General features: G+C 58.0%; 16 protein-coding genes and 3 tRNA genes. 7 read left to right on the forward strand and 12 right to left on the reverse strand.

Annotated features, from left to right (window positions below):
- Positions 1-43: 43 nt before the first annotated feature.
- The 4 genes from H8790_RS10830 to H8790_RS10845 form a co-directional block, all read right to left on the reverse strand.
- Positions 44-1,642 (reverse strand): ABC transporter substrate-binding protein, encoded by a 1,599-nt coding sequence (locus tag H8790_RS10830; RefSeq protein ID WP_187332515.1) that lies wholly within the window; start codon positions 1,640-1,642, stop codon positions 44-46.
- An 84-nt stretch (positions 1,643-1,726) separates the two neighbouring features.
- On the reverse strand, positions 1,727-3,160 hold the full coding sequence (locus tag H8790_RS10835; RefSeq protein ID WP_187332516.1) for a M20/M25/M40 family metallo-hydrolase: 1,434 nt from the start codon (positions 3,158-3,160) through the stop codon (positions 1,727-1,729).
- A gap of 35 nt (positions 3,161-3,195) precedes the next feature.
- Positions 3,196-4,065: an ABC transporter permease gene (locus H8790_RS10840; protein WP_187332517.1), complete on the reverse strand. Its 870-nt coding sequence runs from the start codon at positions 4,063-4,065 to the stop codon at positions 3,196-3,198.
- Positions 4,066-4,079: 14 nt separating this feature from the next.
- Entirely contained in the window at positions 4,080-4,997 is a 918-nt protein-coding gene (locus H8790_RS10845; RefSeq protein ID WP_187332518.1) for an ABC transporter permease, read from the reverse strand.
- Between the two features lie 768 nt (positions 4,998-5,765).
- Between H8790_RS10845 and H8790_RS10850 the strand changes: the two genes are divergently transcribed.
- Positions 5,766-6,776 carry a succinylglutamate desuccinylase/aspartoacylase family protein gene (locus H8790_RS10850; RefSeq protein ID WP_187332519.1) on the forward strand — a complete coding sequence of 337 codons (1,011 nt, stop codon included), beginning with the start codon at positions 5,766-5,768 and terminating at the stop codon, positions 6,774-6,776.
- Positions 6,777-6,874: 98 nt separating this feature from the next.
- Here the strand turns inward: H8790_RS10850 and H8790_RS10855 are convergent, their stop codons facing one another.
- On the reverse strand, positions 6,875-7,345 hold the full coding sequence (locus tag H8790_RS10855) for an LURP-one-related/scramblase family protein (protein ID WP_187332520.1): 471 nt from the start codon (positions 7,343-7,345) through the stop codon (positions 6,875-6,877).
- 365 nt (positions 7,346-7,710) lie between these two features.
- On the opposite strand from H8790_RS10855, the gene trkA reads away from it, so the two are divergent.
- Both trkA and H8790_RS10865 read left to right on the forward strand, forming a co-directional pair.
- A complete protein-coding gene (gene trkA / locus H8790_RS10860) occupies positions 7,711-9,075 on the forward strand; it encodes a Trk system potassium transporter TrkA (protein WP_187332521.1) in 1,365 nt (454 codons plus the stop codon).
- A 10-nt stretch (positions 9,076-9,085) separates the two neighbouring features.
- On the forward strand, positions 9,086-10,582 hold the full coding sequence (locus H8790_RS10865; RefSeq protein WP_187332522.1) for a TrkH family potassium uptake protein: 1,497 nt from the start codon (positions 9,086-9,088) through the stop codon (positions 10,580-10,582).
- Between the two features lie 17 nt (positions 10,583-10,599).
- Here H8790_RS10865 and H8790_RS10870 read toward each other — a convergent pair whose 3' ends face one another.
- From H8790_RS10870 to H8790_RS10885, 4 genes are all read right to left on the reverse strand, one after another.
- A complete protein-coding gene (locus tag H8790_RS10870; RefSeq protein WP_187332523.1) occupies positions 10,600-11,484 on the reverse strand; it encodes a YitT family protein in 885 nt (294 codons plus the stop codon).
- A 95-nt stretch (positions 11,485-11,579) separates the two neighbouring features.
- Positions 11,580-11,876 carry a sigma-70 family RNA polymerase sigma factor gene (locus H8790_RS10875; RefSeq protein WP_187332524.1) on the reverse strand — a complete coding sequence of 99 codons (297 nt, stop codon included), beginning with the start codon at positions 11,874-11,876 and terminating at the stop codon, positions 11,580-11,582.
- Complete coding sequence (locus tag H8790_RS10880; protein WP_243208493.1) at positions 11,857-12,090, reverse strand: hypothetical protein; 234 nt, start codon at positions 12,088-12,090, stop codon at positions 11,857-11,859. The genes H8790_RS10875 and H8790_RS10880 overlap by 20 nt, the downstream gene beginning before the upstream one ends.
- Complete coding sequence (locus tag H8790_RS10885) at positions 12,087-12,275, reverse strand: hypothetical protein (protein WP_187334325.1); 189 nt, start codon at positions 12,273-12,275, stop codon at positions 12,087-12,089. Before H8790_RS10885 ends, H8790_RS10880 begins: the two co-directional genes overlap by 4 nt.
- 78 nt (positions 12,276-12,353) lie before the next feature.
- On the opposite strand from H8790_RS10885, the gene H8790_RS10890 reads away from it, so the two are divergent.
- From H8790_RS10890 to H8790_RS10900, 3 genes are all read left to right on the forward strand, one after another.
- A tRNA-Thr gene (locus tag H8790_RS10890) sits at positions 12,354-12,429 on the forward strand.
- Positions 12,430-12,442: 13 nt separating this feature from the next.
- Positions 12,443-12,527, forward strand: a tRNA-Tyr gene (locus H8790_RS10895).
- Positions 12,528-12,758: 231 nt separating this feature from the next.
- Positions 12,759-13,514, forward strand: coding sequence for an XRE family transcriptional regulator (locus H8790_RS10900; RefSeq protein WP_187332525.1), 756 nt, complete (start codon positions 12,759-12,761; stop codon positions 13,512-13,514).
- 54 nt (positions 13,515-13,568) lie between these two features.
- On the opposite strand, the gene H8790_RS10905 is transcribed toward H8790_RS10900, so the two are convergent.
- On the reverse strand, positions 13,569-14,279 hold the full coding sequence (locus H8790_RS10905; RefSeq protein ID WP_187332526.1) for an HAD family hydrolase: 711 nt from the start codon (positions 14,277-14,279) through the stop codon (positions 13,569-13,571).
- A gap of 21 nt (positions 14,280-14,300) precedes the next feature.
- Complete coding sequence (gene ymfI, locus H8790_RS10910) at positions 14,301-15,035, reverse strand: elongation factor P 5-aminopentanone reductase (RefSeq protein ID WP_187332527.1); 735 nt, start codon at positions 15,033-15,035, stop codon at positions 14,301-14,303.
- Between the two features lie 109 nt (positions 15,036-15,144).
- On the opposite strand from ymfI, the gene H8790_RS10915 reads away from it, so the two are divergent.
- Positions 15,145-15,221: transfer RNA gene (locus H8790_RS10915), tRNA-Val, on the forward strand.
- A gap of 59 nt (positions 15,222-15,280) precedes the next feature.
- On the opposite strand, the gene H8790_RS10920 is transcribed toward H8790_RS10915, so the two are convergent.
- The gene (locus H8790_RS10920; protein ID WP_187332528.1) at positions 15,281-16,129 is read right to left on the reverse strand and encodes a creatininase family protein; all 849 of its coding nucleotides are present in this window, start codon (positions 16,127-16,129) and stop codon (positions 15,281-15,283) included.
- Positions 16,130-16,177 lie beyond the last annotated feature (48 nt).

Here is a 16,177-nt window from a genome sequence, read left to right on the forward strand (position 1 = left end):
AGGGGCAAATGCCCCTCCGGACCGGAAAAGTTGTTTTTTTTGTTTACTTGGCAGTCATATCCTTGCCCAGGACATACTGATCCAGACGAGGAGTCCAGTCGAGCTTCTCGCTGATGCCATAGATATCAACCTGCTGCCACAGGAAGATGTAGGGGCAGTCCTCATAGAGTTTGGCCTGGAGCTGCTGGGCCACACCGGCGCGCTCGTCCTCGGGAACGGCGCGCAGCTGAGCGATCAGGGCGTCGACCTCGCTGTTGCTGTAGTAGCTGGTGATACCGCCGGTCTCAATGGCGCCGGCCAGATGTCCGTCGGGAGTCTGAGGCTTGGAGCCCCAGTTCCAGCCGTAAATACCCTTCACAGCGTGGGCATCCTGGCCATTGATCAGCTGGGCACGCAGGGCGTTGTACTCCACCTCGGTGACATTGACGGTCAGGCCGATGTCCTCCAGATAGCCGGCAATGGCCAAGCAGGTCTCCTCGCACTTGAGGAACATCTGAGGCGTGTAGTACAGATCCAGGGTAAAGCCATCGGCATAGCCGGCTTCTGCCAGCAGATCCTTGGCCTTGGCGGGATCATAGGGATATGCACCCTCGGGGCCGGAGGTCTTCTCATCGTAGCCCACGTAGTCGGGACGCCAGATGGTGGCCAGCTTCTCAGCATTGCCCATATAGACGCTCTCGATGATGGTATCGCGGTCAATGGCATAGTTCAGCGCCTGACGGACGCGGACGTCCTGCAGCTCCTTGGGGCTGTCGGCATTGAGGGTGTCGATGCCGATATAGGCGACGCGCTTGCTCAGGGCGGACACAGCAGTGTAGCCCTCATAGCCGTTGACAGTCTCAATGTAGTCGGGGTTCAGGTCCAGAACGATGTCCACGCTGCCGGCCATCAGCTCGGCAAGACGGGTGGAGATCTCGGGGATGGTGCGGAAAGTCATCTTCTTGCAGTCGGGAGCGCCATCCCAGTAGTCTTCGTTAGCGACCAGCTCAATGTAGTCGTTGGTGGCCCACTTGCTCAGCTTATAGGGACCGCAGCCCACGGGCTGGGTGCCGAAGCCGTCGGCTCCCGCTTCCTCGCAGTACTTGGCAGGCAGGATCGCCATATCATAGAGACGGGTGGGCATATCGTTGCAGGGCTCTGCGGTGTGCAGGTCAACGGTATACTCGTCCACGGCGGTCCAGGAATCCAGCACCTTCAGGTTATAAGTGGTGCGGCCGGAATCGGGCTCAAAGATACGATCCAGGGTATAGGTCACACATTCGGCGTTGAAGGGCTCGCCGTTGGTGAAGGTGACGCCTTCTCTCAGTTTGAAGCGCCAGGTGTTGTCATCCGTCTGCTCCCAAGAGGTCGCCAGAGAGGGAAGCACCTCTTTACCATCGGGGCTCATACGAACCAGGAAATCAAAGATATTGTAGCTCATGTTGCCGCCGGCGGCCGCGCCGGACAACTGGGGATCCAGAGATTCAGGCTCAGCAGAAGCTGCAACAATCACCTCAAAGTTCTTGCTGGTTTCGCCGCTGCCGGAGCCAGAGGCGCTGCCGGAACCGGAAGCGCTGCCGCCGTTTCCTCCGCAGGCTACAAGCCCAAAGACCATGATGCCCGCCATCAGCAGGGTAAATAAGGACTTCGCTGTTCTTTTCATGTTTCCACACTCCTTGATCTTATATTTTCACTCGCTTCCACCCCTCATAGAAGCAAGGGCCGGGGACTTTCTTTTCATCAAATCTCACTGTCCGGCCTCATGGGCCAGTTTGGTCAAGTAGTAGAGGTACGCGGCGCAGGACATCTCATTTTCCCGCAGCCCTTTGACCGTGTGGTATTCATTGGGCGCGTGGATCCTGCCGCCCTGCCCCAGCCCGTAAGAGACAAAGGGTACACCGCAGCGCTGGGTAAAGAGATAGGCTGGGCCGGTGCCGGGGAAAATGGGCCATGCATAGCCTTGGTCATAGCCGCTGTTGTCCAGAGCCATCAGCGCCGCACGGCAGGCCAGCGCCTCAGGGTCGCTCTTGGACCAGGGGGAACTCTGACGGACCGTGATCTTCACGTCGTCATAGCCGTGCTTGTTAAGATGCTTTTTGATCTTTTCCAGCATCATGTCGGCGGTCAGCGGGGGAACCAGCCGGACGTCCACCTTGGCCTGCACCTTATAGGGGATCACCGTCTTGGTAGCCGGGCCGGTATACCCGCCCCAGATGCCGTCGATGTTCAGCGTGGGCGTCCACATCAGTTTACGGACCGCCTCTTCCCCATGCATATCGTGGAGGAACCGGGAGGCGTAGAGCCGCTCATTCAGGAACATCTCCTCATCAAAGACAGAGGCAAAGCGCCGTGTCAGCTGTTCATCCGCCTCGGACAGGGGCTTCAGGTCATCGTAAAATCCCTCAATGAGGATGTCGTCCCCCTGGCGCATGGTGGACAGGGCGTTGACCAGCCGCCAGGCCGGACTTCCCACCCAGGCGGCGTTCATGCTGTGCAGGTCGATCTTCTGGGGACCGCCCCATTCGCCGCCCGTGACCTCCAGGTCCAAATACAGCGTGCCCTTGTTGCCCAGCAGTACGGCCGGGCGGCCCTGTTCATCCTGACGGGCGCCGTTGAGGAATACGCCGTCCAGCTTGGCAATCTCCTCCTTGTGGGCCTCTACAAAGGGGATCATGCTCTCACTGCCCAGCTCCTCCTCGCCCTCCACTACAAAGAGGACGTTTACCGGCATATAGCCCAGCGTTTTCCGGATGGAGTCCACCGCGTTGAGGAAGCACACCAGCGGGCCCTTGGAGTTCATGATTCCGCGGGCCACGATGCACTCCCCGTAGTTCTCAAAGTCGATGCGGGCACCCTCATAGGGCGGGACAATCCACTCGTCGTAGGGCTCAGGCGGCTGTACGTCGTACATGCCGTACATGAGGATTCCGGGTGCGTTCTCCACATCGGCGTTCAGCCTGCCCACCACCACAGGGCTTTTCACATACTGCTCCAGGTGGACATCCACACACCCCACGGAGCGCAAGAGCTCCATCACCTTTTCCGCGCACTCGTCAATCCCCTCTCCGGTCCCGGCCACACTGGGCTGACGGACCAGGTCCAGAATTTTGGGCAGGTGCTCGGATTCAAAGGCTGCATTGATATGGGAATAGACTTCTTCCAGCCAATCTGCCTTTTCCACGGTTCCATTCCTCCAGTTCTATTGCCTCAAAAGGCTTACTTGCTGCCGCGCAGTCTGGGGTCGCGGGCGTCGCGGATCCAGTCTCCCACAAAGTTGATGGACAGGCTGACCAGGAAGATGGCAATGCCGGGGATCATCGTCAGCCACCAGGAGGTATAGATGTAGGACCGGCCCGAGGAGATCATCTGTCCCCAGGAGGGGATGGAGGCCGGCAGGCCCATGCCCAGGAAGGTCAGCGCCGCCTCAGAGAGGATGGTGTTGGCCATCTGCATCGTGGTGATCACGATGGCGGAGTCGATGACATTGGGCAGCACATGGGTGCGGATGACCCGCCACTTGCTGCAGCCCACGATTTCAGAGGAGATGATAAATTCCCGCTTGCGGATGGACAATACCTCCGCACGCACGGTTCTCGCATACGGGACCCAGCCTGTAATGCCTAACACCAAAATGATGTTTCCCAAACCTGAGCCCAGGGCCACCATGAAGCAAAGGGCCATGAACATGAACGGGAAGGCCAGCATCACGTCCACGATACGCATGCAGACCGTGTCCACCTTGCCGCCAAAATAACCGGCCACCAAACCGATGGTGGTGCCGATGACCATGGACAAAACACCGGCCACGATCGCAACAATCAAAGAGATACGGGAACCGTAAATCAGCCGGCTGAGGATATCCCGGCCCACCTCATCGGTGCCCAGCAAGTGGGCGCTGGACCCGCCTTCGCTGAACGAGGGCGGAATGAAGCTGTTTGCCACATCCACTTTTGTGGGGTTGTAGGGAGCCAGCAGCGGCGCGCAGATGGCCACGATGACCCACAGCACAATTACTACCATGCCGATCTTGGCCAAGAGGCCGGCTTCTTTGTAGAGCTCCCAGAAATTCTTCAATTTCTTTTTCATTTTCAGCCCTCCCCTTACTGCACGCTGATGCGCGGGTCGATGACGGTATAGAGAAGGTCAACCACCAGGTTAATCCCCACGAACAGGGCCGCCATTATTACGATGCTCGCCTGCACAACAGGATAGTCGTACACCAGGATGCCGGTCACCAGCACACGGCCGATGCCGGGATAGGAGAACACCGTCTCCACCACGATGGAGCCGCCCAACAGGTTGCCCACCTGCAGAGCGATCATGGTGATCACACCCACCAGGCTGTTGCGCAGACCATGGCCCACAAGCAGCTGCGTGGGCGAAACGCCCTTGGCTTTGGCAGTGGTCATGTAGTCCTGCCGGATCACCGAAAGCATGGAGTTTCGCGTCAGGCGGACCGTACTGGTGGCAAGGCCCATGGACAAGGTTATGGCTGGCAGGATCAGGTATTTGAATCCTCCCGAGCCGGATGGCGGCAGCCATTTGAGCACCACCGCAAATAAGTACATCAGTAATAGGCCCAACCAGAAGGTGGGCATGGAGCGGCCTGTGATCGTCAGCGCGGTCAGCAGGTTATCCAGCCACGAGTTTCTTTTGACTGCGGCAATGATACCCACCATCATCGCCAGCGGGATGGCCACCAGCATCGAGAGCCCCACCAGCTCCAGCGTATGCGGCAGCGCCTCACCGATCATATCAATAACCGGGCGCTTGTACCGGTAAGAGTTACCCAAGTCCAGCGTGACCATGTCTTTCAGGAAGTTCACATACTGTACCGGCAGCGGATCGTTCAGCCCCAGGTTTTCCTTCAGCTGTTCATACTCTTCTACGGTTGCGTTGGCGTCCAACATCAGTGTTGCGGGATCTCCCACGACACGCATGATGAAGAACACGGTCGTGGCCACTAAAAATAATACGATCAATGCGTGGAAACATCTCTTGACTACGTATCTACCCATACTTTCACATCCTTCTCTTACCACCGGGGCGGCAGTGAACCAAACAAATTACCTGCGGCCTCATCGGGCCTGCGATTGCAGCTTTTTTTCACTCTGTGCAAGAAACGGATAGCGGACCCCTCTCCACTCCGATCAGCCCTGCCAGCATCCCTCTTTCCTCTGCCGAACAGCTTTTGTTTTCACCGGCCCCGTGGCCCCGGGGGCCGGCTGATTTTAAAAGCGTCCCATATTGTGATTGAATTTATCCTAAGTTTAAGGGGATTTGCTTCTTCTGTCCAATACTCTTTTTTTATTGATTCATACAATGATTTTATATGTTGGCTGTGAATTTTAAGACAAATTGCTCACTTCTTTCTCCAATTGAGCCAAATTTCGGTCCATTTGCGATCAAACGCCTGAAAAAGCCAATCGTTTGGTGCTTTTCCCATAAGCATCCGCCTCCACCCCGCAGGAAACTGTGCAGGATTTCCCTCCTGTCGCCCCGTGACAGCTTCTGCTTTTTCCTGAATTGACATGCTTTGCGCCCCAATCCAGGGCTCCGCCGCCCAGCATGGGCGCTCCCTTTCCAGGCCGCCTGACAGTGGCAGGTTCATTTATACTATTATATATAAAGAGCGGTTATTGCCCCCTCCCTTGGGCTCCTTGGGCGTATTGACACGCCAAAAAATGCCTGATAGAATTCCATCGACCGGAGGACTATTCTTTTTCCGGTCTTTCGGCCCCATGTCCCCTTTGTCCCAAAATTCAGATTTAGGAGGAACATCAAAAATGGCAGAAACCGTCGTTTTAGGGAAAAAGTTAGGCAGCGGCGAGCGTGCATATATTACACTGCCGGTTACCACTATGGCCAGCGGATACCGTCTGGAGGTGCCGGTGCATGTGCTCAACGGCATGAAGCCCGGCCCAAAAATCTTCCTCAACGCCGTCTCTCACGGCGACGCCTATACCGGCATGCAGGTCATCAAGCGCGTACTGGAGACCGCCGACGTCAACGAACTCTGCGGCACCATCATCGCCGTGCCCTGCGCCAACCCCATCGCCTTTGAGTGGGATTCCCGCAACACCCCGGTGGATATGAACAACCTCAACCGCAACTTCCCCGGCAGCCCCAAGGGCTGGTTCACCGATCAGCTGGCCGATGTGGTCTGCTCCATCTGCTCCGAGGCCGACATGCTCATTGACTGGCACGGCGGCTCCTATGGCACGGCCATCAACTACATCCTGATGAAGAAGGCGGAGGGCGAGCTGTCCGACCGCATCCTGGAGTTGGGCCTGGCCTATGGACTGGAGATGTACTACAACGGCGCGCCTGCCGGCCCCGCCGCCAAGTACACCGGCACGCTGACCGACTACATGATCGGCCTGGGCAAGCCCTCCATTGTTGCCGAGATCGGCGCGGGCACCGATCTGCCCTTCGACCAGATTGCCCTCTCCGCCCAGGGCGTGTTCAACGTCATGCGCAAGATGGGCATGTATCCCGGCGATCCCATCGTCCCCAAGACCCAGTACCTCATCAAAAAACGCCCTCTGCTCCGTCCCAAGAACGGTGGTTTGTTTGTCCCCGCGGTGGGCTTTGACCACCTGAACAAGACCGTGCCCCAGGGTACGCTGCTGGCCCAGATCCTCAGCCCCCTCACCCTGGAAGTCATCGAGGAGATCGTGGCTCCCTGCGAGCAGACCGTCTTTTTGAACATGCGCGGCTATGCCACCAAGGTCCACCCCGGCGACTATGCCTACATCCTGGGCGACTTGGCCAGCGCGGAGCAGTTCCACAACTGATCTTGTCTCCTCCAAATTTTTCTTCAAGCCCCTCTATGCATAAAAGCGTTGACAGATCCCTGGTCTGTCAGCGCTTTTATGCTTTCTCTCTTCATGATTCAGTTTCTGGAGCATTTTTCCGCATCGATGGCCAGAACCACCATCAGCACACACAGCATGTCCTGCGTGTCGGCAACATCGATCACATATGTATCCGTCAGGTGAAAAAGTTCTTTGGAAATCCGGGCCACCTCCCGGCCTCCGGAATCGGTGATGGCGTAGTCCCACTCCATGAAGTCCCCGTCGATCTGCCAGCCTTTGCAGTCGATGTCAAACCTTGGATGGAACAGGGAAAATTCCTTTTCAATACATCCCACATAGGTTTCACCCAGATAGAGCTCAAATTTGGGCAGCAGCGTGAGCACCCGCTCCCGCACCGTGCCGACATGGGTCCCAATCCCGTCCAGCACATGCAGGCAGTGCCCCCAGGCCAGCTGCCCCTCCACGGTGAAGACCACCCGCCCCTGTTCATCGTAGATGTCGTAGCTGTCAAACCAGGAAAAAAACCGCTGGCGAAAAAGAAGCTTCATATGAATCCCCCCTGTGCGCTTGAACCCCTCCACTTTCCGGGCGAGAAAGAGCGACAGGCTCCGCGCAGTTTTAAACTGTATTGTACAGGTGCATGGAGCAAAACGCAAGCTCAAATTGGCCTGTATTGATAGCGTGGCCGGCTTGTCCCACAGCATGCCCCGCGCAGCTCCGGCGCGTCAATCTATAAAAAGCAATTGATTTTTTAGATCGTATCATATGCCTCAAGTTGTTGCAAGGAGAAAAAAGTCGGCTTTTTCTTCCGATTTGTCACAATCCCGCGGAAAGCTGTTGTGCTTTCCAAATCCGCGTGCTACAATTGGGTCGTCTCTTCTTCATACTTTATTCACATACAGGGGAGTTCGTCATGAAAATTATCATTGCCGGCGTAGGAAAGGTCGGCTCCATATTGACCAAAAAGCTGGCGGCGGAGAACCACGACGTCACCATCATCGACCAGAACCCGGATGTCATCTCCGAGCTTGTCAACGTGTGCGATGTGATGGGCGTGTGCGGCAACGGCGCCAGCTACAGCGTACAGCAGGAGGCCGGCTCCGAAGGTGCGGACCTGCTCATTGCCACTACCTCCGGTGACGAGGTGAACATCCTCGCCTGCCTGGTGGCCAAAAAACTGGGTGTGCGCCACACCATCGCCCGGGTCCGCAACCCCGAGTACGAAAAACAGCTGCGCTTTATGCGTGAAGAGCTGGGGCTGTCCATGGTCATCAATCCGGAAAAGGCCACCGCCCGGGAAATTTCCCGGGTGCTGCGTTTTCCCTCCGCCCTGAAGGTGGACACCTTCTCCAAGGGCCGCATCGAACTCGTGGAGTACCGCATCGGAGAGCAGTCCTCCCTGTCCGGCGTGCGCCTTACCGACCTCTATGAGAACACCCGGGCAAAGGTGCTGATCTGCGCCGTGGCCCGCGGAAACGAGGTGTTCATCCCCTCCGGCGAATTCCTGCTGCAGACCGGCGACAAGATCTATGTCACCGCCTCGCCCCAGGAGCTGGAGGCCTGCTTCCGCCACCTCGGCGTGTTCCGGGCCCAGGCCCGGGCCGTCATGATCGTGGGCGCCAGCAAAATCTGTTATTACCTGGCCTCTGAGCTTTGCAGCACCGGCATGTCCGTCAAGATCATCGACTCCGACGAGCAAAAGTGCGTGGCCATGAGCGAGCGCCTGCCCCAGGCCCTGCTGATCCAGGGCGACGGCACCGATGCAGAACTTCTGCACGAAGAGGGTGTGAGCCAGAGCGACGCCTTCGTCTCCCTCACCGGGTTGGACGAGGCTAATATCATCATGGCCATGTACGCCTCCAAGCAGGGCGTGGGCAAGGTGGTGGCCAAGGTCAACCGCCAGTCCTTTGTGGACCTGGTGGCCTCCGGCAGCATGACCGACAGCATCGTCTCCGCCGGCGGCATCACCTCGGAGCTGATCCTGCGCTATGTCCGGGCCATGCAGAACGGCATGGCCTCCCATGTGAAGACGCTGCACCGCATCGTGGGCGACCGGGTAGAGGCGCTGGAATTCGGTGTCCCCAAGGGCTCCCCCCTGGTGGGCGTTCCCTTTAAGGACCTGAATTTGAAAAATGACCTGCTGGTGGCCGGCATTGCCCGGTCCAACGGCAAGATCATCATCCCCTCCGGCCAGGACAGCCTGCACTGCGGCGACAGCGTCATCGTTGTGACCACCCACACTTCCCTCCGCGATCTTTCAGACATCCTGAAAAAATAAGGAGGCAGACGTGAATTACAGAATGGTCGGCTTTATTCTTGGCCGCATTTTACTGGTGGAGTCGGCGTTGATGCTCCTCCCCCTCGTGGTGACGTTGGCCTACGGCGAGAGCGCCGTGTTTGCCTTCTGCCTCCCCATTGTGCTTTCGGCACTGTGCGGCGCGGCGCTGGGTATCCGCACACCGAAAAATACCGCCATCTACGCCAAAGAGGGCCTCGTGATCGTGGCTCTTTCCTGGCTGGTGATGTCCCTGTTCGGCGCGCTGCCCTTTTATCTCTGCGGCTCCTTTTCCAGCTATGTGGACTGCTTTTTCGAGACTGTTTCCGGCTTCACCACCACCGGCGCCAGCATCCTGACGGAGGTCGAGTCCCTGGAGCACGGAATCCTCTTTTGGCGCAGCTTCACCCACTGGGTGGGCGGCATGGGCGTGCTGGTCTTTGTGATGGCCATTTTACCGCTGGCCGGAGGCCGCAGCGTCCATCTGCTGCGGGCGGAGGTGCCCGGTCCCTCTGTGGGCAAGCTGGTGAGCCGCCTGGGCAACACCGCCAAAATCCTCTATGGCATCTACATTGTGCTGACGCTGATCGAGGTTCTCCTTCTGCTCGCAGGAGGCATGTCCCTGTTTGATTCGCTGATCCACTCCTTCGGCTCGGCGGGCACCGGCGGCTTCTCCAACCGCAACCTCAGCGTGGGCGCCTACGACAACGCCTACTTCGATGTGGTCATCGGCACGTTTATGCTGCTTTTCGGCGTAAACTTCAACCTGTACTACTTCCTGCTGCTGCGCCGCTTCCAGGAGGTGTTCCGCTCCGAGGAGCTGAAGGTCTATCTTGGAATCGTCTTCGCCTCGGTGATGATGATTGCGGTCAATCTGCTGCGTTTTTACGACACCTTCCTCCAGTGCCTGCGCTATGCCTTCTTCCAGGTGTCGTCCATCATCACCACCACAGGCTACGCCACGGCGGACTTCGAGCAGTGGCCCTCTTTTTCCAAAACCATCCTGGTGATCCTGATGTTCATCGGCGCCTCGGCGGGCTCCACCGGCGGCGGCATCAAGGTGGCCCGGATTGTCATTCTCTGCAAATCCTCCTACCGGGACCTGCAGCGGATGCTCCACCCCCACGCCGTCACCACCGTCCGTTTTGAGGGCAAGCCCCTGGACGAAAAGACCCTGCGTGGTACTTATGTGTTCTTCTCCATCTACATGGGTATTTTTGCCCTGTCGATCCTCCTTTTGTCCCTGGAGCATTTTGACCTGATCACCACCTTCACCGCCGTGACCGCCTGCATCAACAACATCGGTCCCGGCCTCTCCCTGGTGGGGCCCATGGGGAACTACTCCGGCTTTTCCGACCTCGGAAAGCTCCTGCTCTCCTTTGACATGCTGGTGGGCCGACTGGAGATTTTCCCTGTGCTGATGCTGCTGGCGCCCTCGGTTTGGAAAAAGCCCCGGCGCTTTTCCCCAAGCAAAAAGCCCTGTCCCTATGAAATAGAGGAGGATGCCTGACGGCATCCTCCTCTATTTCATCCATTGAGTTTTTTGACGAAATTTCCGTCCACCGTCACGCCCTGGTTGATGATGAAAAAGGCGTGGGGGTCAATCTCATGCACCGCGTGGCGCAAGTCCTCGATCTCATACTTGGAAAGGCACACACACAGCACCCGGATCTCGTCCCCCGTATAGCCGCCGTGGCCCTCCCAATAGGTCACGCCCCTGCCCATGCGCTCCATAATAAACTGGGGCAGCTCCGGGTGCTCATCCTTGGTGAAAATCAGCACCTGAACGGTGATGTTCTGCTGGTGCATCCGATCCAGCACCATGGCGGAGAAGAAGTTATAAATCACTGAGTAAATCACGATGGTGGGCCGGAACAGCATAAGACATGCCCCATAGAGGAAAAAGTTAAAGGTCAGGTTGAACTTGCCCACGGTAAAGCCCCGCTTCTTGGAGAGGTACAGCCCCACCACATCCAGCCCGCCGCCGGAATAGCCGCAGGTCAGCACGATGCCGTTGCCCACGCCGCCCAAGATGCCGCCCAGCAGGCAGGAGGTCAGCTTATCGTAGATCACCGGGGTCTCCGGCACCGGAATGACCGCGTAGAAGAGGGAGTAGGCCAGGGTGCAGATCAGGGTATTCACCGCCATCTCCTTGCCAAGGCTCTTGAAAGCCAGGAGCAAAATGGGGATGTTGGCCAGGAAATAGAGGATGCCGGCCAGGTCGCCGCCGGACAGTGAAACGCCTAAGCCCTCCTGCAGCAGCGTCCGGATCACCTGGCACAGCCCCAATAGGCCGCCTGTATAAAATCCATGGGGCACGATAAAAATATTGACCGCAAGCGATGCCACGACTGCGCCGCAAAGGGCCACCACGAGACGCAGCCAGCGATTGTGCATTGCACGATAAGCCAAGGCGGAGTCACCTCTTCTCTGGAACGTTCTAATGCGAATTATATGGGAACTTTCCAGAAAGTCAAGGGAAATCTGTAATTTGCAGACGCTGCAGTTCAAAGCCCGTATCGCAGGCAGCGGTACAGCCGCTTTTTGGCCCGGCAGATGGTCCGGGAAACCGTGGAGGTCACCACCCCCAGCTCCGCCGCAATCTCCGGCATGGTCTTTCCCTCGTCGTAGTACATGGCCAGCATCTGCCGCTGCCTGGGCGTCAGCTCCTGCTCCCTGGCCCGGCGGAGGTTCCGGCGCAGGCGGCTCAGCTGTTCTTCATTGTCCTCCTGCACGCTGCGCAGCCACACGCTCATATCGCCGGCAATCCCGCCGGCCCTGGAATCATAGGGTGTACTTTTCATTTCGATAGTAGCTCCTATCGTAGTAATGCGCCGTCAGCAGCGCCAGATCCCTGGCCTCCTGCAGCAGCGGCATCAGGTCCGTGATGCGCCGCTTCAGCCGCCAGCATTCCTCCGGATCCTCTTCCTGCACCAGCTGCACCCGCAGCTCCCGGATGCGCGCTCGGATGGCTGCCTCACTGTCCCGGTAGGATACGGACAGTTCCAAAAGCGTCATATCCTCTTCTCCCCTCCCCGAACCAGGCGGAACGGAGAAAACACCTCCCTGGCAAAGCCAGGAAAGCAGTCCTCGCAAATTTTACCGCCGTTGATGTACCAATACTGTTCCCCGCCGCCGATCTCCCGGCCGCAACGGCTGCAGACCGGGCCGCCGCATCGCAGGGCATAGCGCGGATACCGCAAATTAACCCCTCCAAATCTGAAAAAATCGTATTGACAAAACCGTCAGTTTCTGTTAAGATAATCCATGCTGTTGGAAATGCTGGTGTAGCTCAGCTGGTAGAGCAGCTGATTTGTAATCAGCAGGTCGGGGGTTCGAATCCGTCCACCAGCTCCAGTATTTTGAATATGGGGGAATTCCCGAGTGGCCAAAGGGGACAGACTGTAAATCTGCTGGCTTCGCCTTCGGTGGTTCGAATCCACCTTCCCCCACCAAAGTCCGCTGTGCCCGTCGGTGCAGCGGACTTTTTTGGACTTTTCTGCATGTTTAACCAGATAAAGTGTTTTGTTTGATGCATAATAACAAGAATCTTGTTTATACTGTAAGCATACCACACTTGTCCTGTGTTGTCAATCCCATTTTACAAGAATCTTGTTTTACGGAATTGACAACGTTACCTTTTCAGGTTAAGATAACAATGGCTACACAAGGAGGGGAGGATTTGCATGAATTTTGGTGAACGGCTGCGGGCCCGGCGGGAAGCGCTGCAGATGTCCCGAGACGGGTTAGCCGAGCTCTTAGGCGTATCCCGCTCTGCCATCGGAAATTACGAGACCGGAGTCAGCTTTCCAAAGGAAGAGGTCATGCTGAAGCTGTTTGACAGCTTGCATGTGGACGCCAACTATCTCTTTCAGGACAGCTTTTCCGCTCCGGAAACGGGATTTACCCACGCCGAACGCACCCTGCTGGAAAAATACAGGAGCCTCCCCCAGGTGGGCCGCCGGACGGTCCAGTCTGTGGTCAGTGCCCTGTGTGTCTATCGGGATGAGCTGGAGCAGGAACAGCCGGAGCCGGAGCTGCGTCAGATCCCGCTGTATTGCAGCCCTGCCGCCGCCGGCTATGCGGCGCCCGTCTTTGGGGAGGACTATGATCTGATCCCGGTGACGGAGGAGGTCCCTAAGGGCGCGGAGTACGCCATCCGGATCCAGGGTGACTCCATGACGCCCCAGATTGCGGACGGCTCGGTGGTCTATATCAACCGGGACCCCATTTCCAACGGAGACATCGGCATCTTCTGCGTGGATGGCGACATGCTGTGCAAGCAGTATTGCCGGGACGAGCGGCTGGGGATTGTATACCTATTTTCCCTCAACCGCCGCCGCTCCGACGCAGACGTTGTGCTGACCGCAAGCAGCGGCCGGACCCTGGTCTGTTTCGGACGCGTTATGATACACGCCTGCCCCCTGCCGGGACTGGACTAAAGGAACCAAAAAGAGTGCGCCGTAATCATACGGCGCACTCTTTTTTCAAACGTTCTAACGGGAGCTTTCTACCATGTACCGGCGCAGCTCGTCAAATCCGCCGTGGGGGTAGGCGGACAGATCCGCTCCTTGTTTGTTGATGAGGCAGTCGGTCAGCAGGAAGACCTCCATCCCCACCGCGCGGGCCACCATATCCTCCTCCACGTCATTTCCCACCATCAGGCACTCTCCGGGCTCACAGCGTAGCCTCTCCGCAATGTCCCGGTAGTAGGCCGGGTTGGGCTTGCAGTAGCCTGTATTTTCATAGGTGGTGTAGAGCGCAAAGTCCTGCGGCTCCAAACCTGCCCACCGGATCCTGCTCTCCGTGGCCACGGATGGGAAGATGGGGTTGGTTGCCAGCACAAGGCGATAGCCCCGGCCCTTCAGCTCCTCCACCGTCCGCTTGGCCTCCGGGTTGAAGCCGCAGACCTCCGCCACCTGCTGGAATTCCCGGCGGTAATACTCGTCAAATAGTGGGTAATCCCTTAGAACCCTCTCCCCAAAAATGCCGCGGAAGCACTTCCAAAAGGCCTCCTCATTGGTGCAGCTCCCGTCGTTTCGCACCATGGCCGCGGTGCCGGCCCAGATTCCGTCGATCAGCGCGTTCGGCTCATAGCCGTGAGGTGCCAGCTTGACGGCCAGCCGCTTGAAGTACGCCTTGGTAAACAGGTCCTGGTCCATGGGCAGCAGCGTGCCGTCCAGGTCGAATAAAATGGTTTTGATCATGGATATCCTCTCTCTATATGATTATACAATAAATCCGCCGTCGGCGGTGATGACCTGTCCCGTGATAAAGGACGCTTCATCGGAGGCCAGGAAGGCCACCAAACCGGCGATATCCGCCGGCGTGCCCAGGCGGCCCAGGGGAGTTTGTGCGGCCAGGTCCCGGCGGGTCTCCTCCGGCAGCACAGACAGCATGTCCGTGTCGATGACGCCGGGCGCCACGCAGTTGACCCGGATGTGGGAGGGGCCCAACTCCATGGCAAGGGAACGGGTCAGGCCGATGACGGCGGCCTTTGTAGCGGAGTAGACCACCTCGCAGGAGGCGCCCCGCTGGCCCCAGATGGAGGAGGTGTTGATGATGCATCCCTCCTTTTCGTGGATCATGTTGGGAAGCACCGCCTGGATGGTGTGAAAGGCCCCGTTGAGGTTTACGCCGAAATAGCGGTTCCACTGCTCTTCCGTTACATCCTGAAACAGCATCTGCCCAGCCACGCCCGCGTTGTTCACCAGCAGCGAAACCGGTCCAAATTCCTGCTCCACCGCGCGGACCATCCGGTCCACGTCCGCCCGGCTGGCCACATCGGCCTGCTCCACCATCACACGGCAGCCCTTGTCCTTCAGTTCCAATGCCAGGGCCTCCGCCTCTTCCCGGTGAACCAGATAATTGATGCACACCGCCCATCCGCTTTGGGCAAGACGGGCGGCGGTCTGCCGTCCTATGCCCCGGGCGGAACCGGTAACCAATGCAATCTTCTCCATAGTAACCTCCTGCTTTGATCTTTTGATCAGTATAGCAATTTTTTCGAATTTTTACAAGAAAACCGTTGACAAATTCCATTCTATACGGTAACATATATTCGTTCGCTTCGGACGATTAGCTCAGCTGGCTAGAGCACCTGCTTGACGTGCAGGGGGTCACAGGTTCGAGTCCTGTATCGTCCACCAAAAAAGAACCAGTCTTTGGACTGGTTCTTTTTTTCTTTGGCTGCTCAGCCGCTATTCCATCAGGGCTGATCCCCGCCAGGCAGATTCAGGGCACGTGAAAGGGCCCTGGCAAGGCAGGCGTGGTGCCGCTCCGCGTCGTAGCGGAGGTACGCGCTGCCCGCCGGGTCGCCGCAGTAGCCCTTGGGAATCAAATCCCGGTCCTCCCGGCTTCCCGTCCGCCACTTCCCGATCTGTTCTCCCTGGAGCCGCGTGGGCTTCAGGGAAGGGATCGGTGCCTCGCGCACCAGGTCTGGAATCAGCTCCCGCATGGCGGCTGTCTCAAAGGCCCCGGCGTGGACGTCGAACTCATCCGCTTCCTCCCGCTGAGCCGTATAAAAGTCCTTTTCCTCAAACTGCAGCACAATAGCAAAGCTCTCATCGCCCCGGAGCCCTCTGCGGGAGAGCTCGCTCTCATAAACCGGCCAGTAAGCCTTAAGGGGAAGCTCCTGATTGGCCGACTGGATGGCCTCCATCATGGCCTCCTGGTGAAAGTTGTCGCCATGTACGTTGAAGAATACGACCCGCTCAAAGCCCGCTCTGCTGAGGCTCTCCAAAATCTCCTTTACCGAGCGGACGATGGCCTCCCGGCTGGCCGTAAAGGAGCCTGGGAACTGGCGGGTCAGCGCCTGGATGCCGCCCCAGTAGAACGGCGGCGCCACCAGGGAAGGAATGCCCGCCTGCCTCCAGTCCTCCATGACCGCAAAGGCCTGGATAACGGACGTATAGATGTCGGTACCCAAGGGGAGGTGCGGCCCATGGGCCTCCACCACGCCTACTGGAAGCAGCACAACCGACCGCCGCCGGGCGGCCTCCTCCACCTCTTCCCAAGTCATTCCAAGCATGGTCTGCTCCAAAAATGTCTGACTCATCGCGTTCCCTCCTGAAGTAATTTTGGTCTTCGCAATCCAATCGGCGGC

It is taken from the genome of Oscillibacter hominis (genome assembly GCF_014334055.1).
GTDB classification, from domain to species: Bacteria; Bacillota; Clostridia; order Oscillospirales; family Oscillospiraceae; genus Oscillibacter; species Oscillibacter hominis.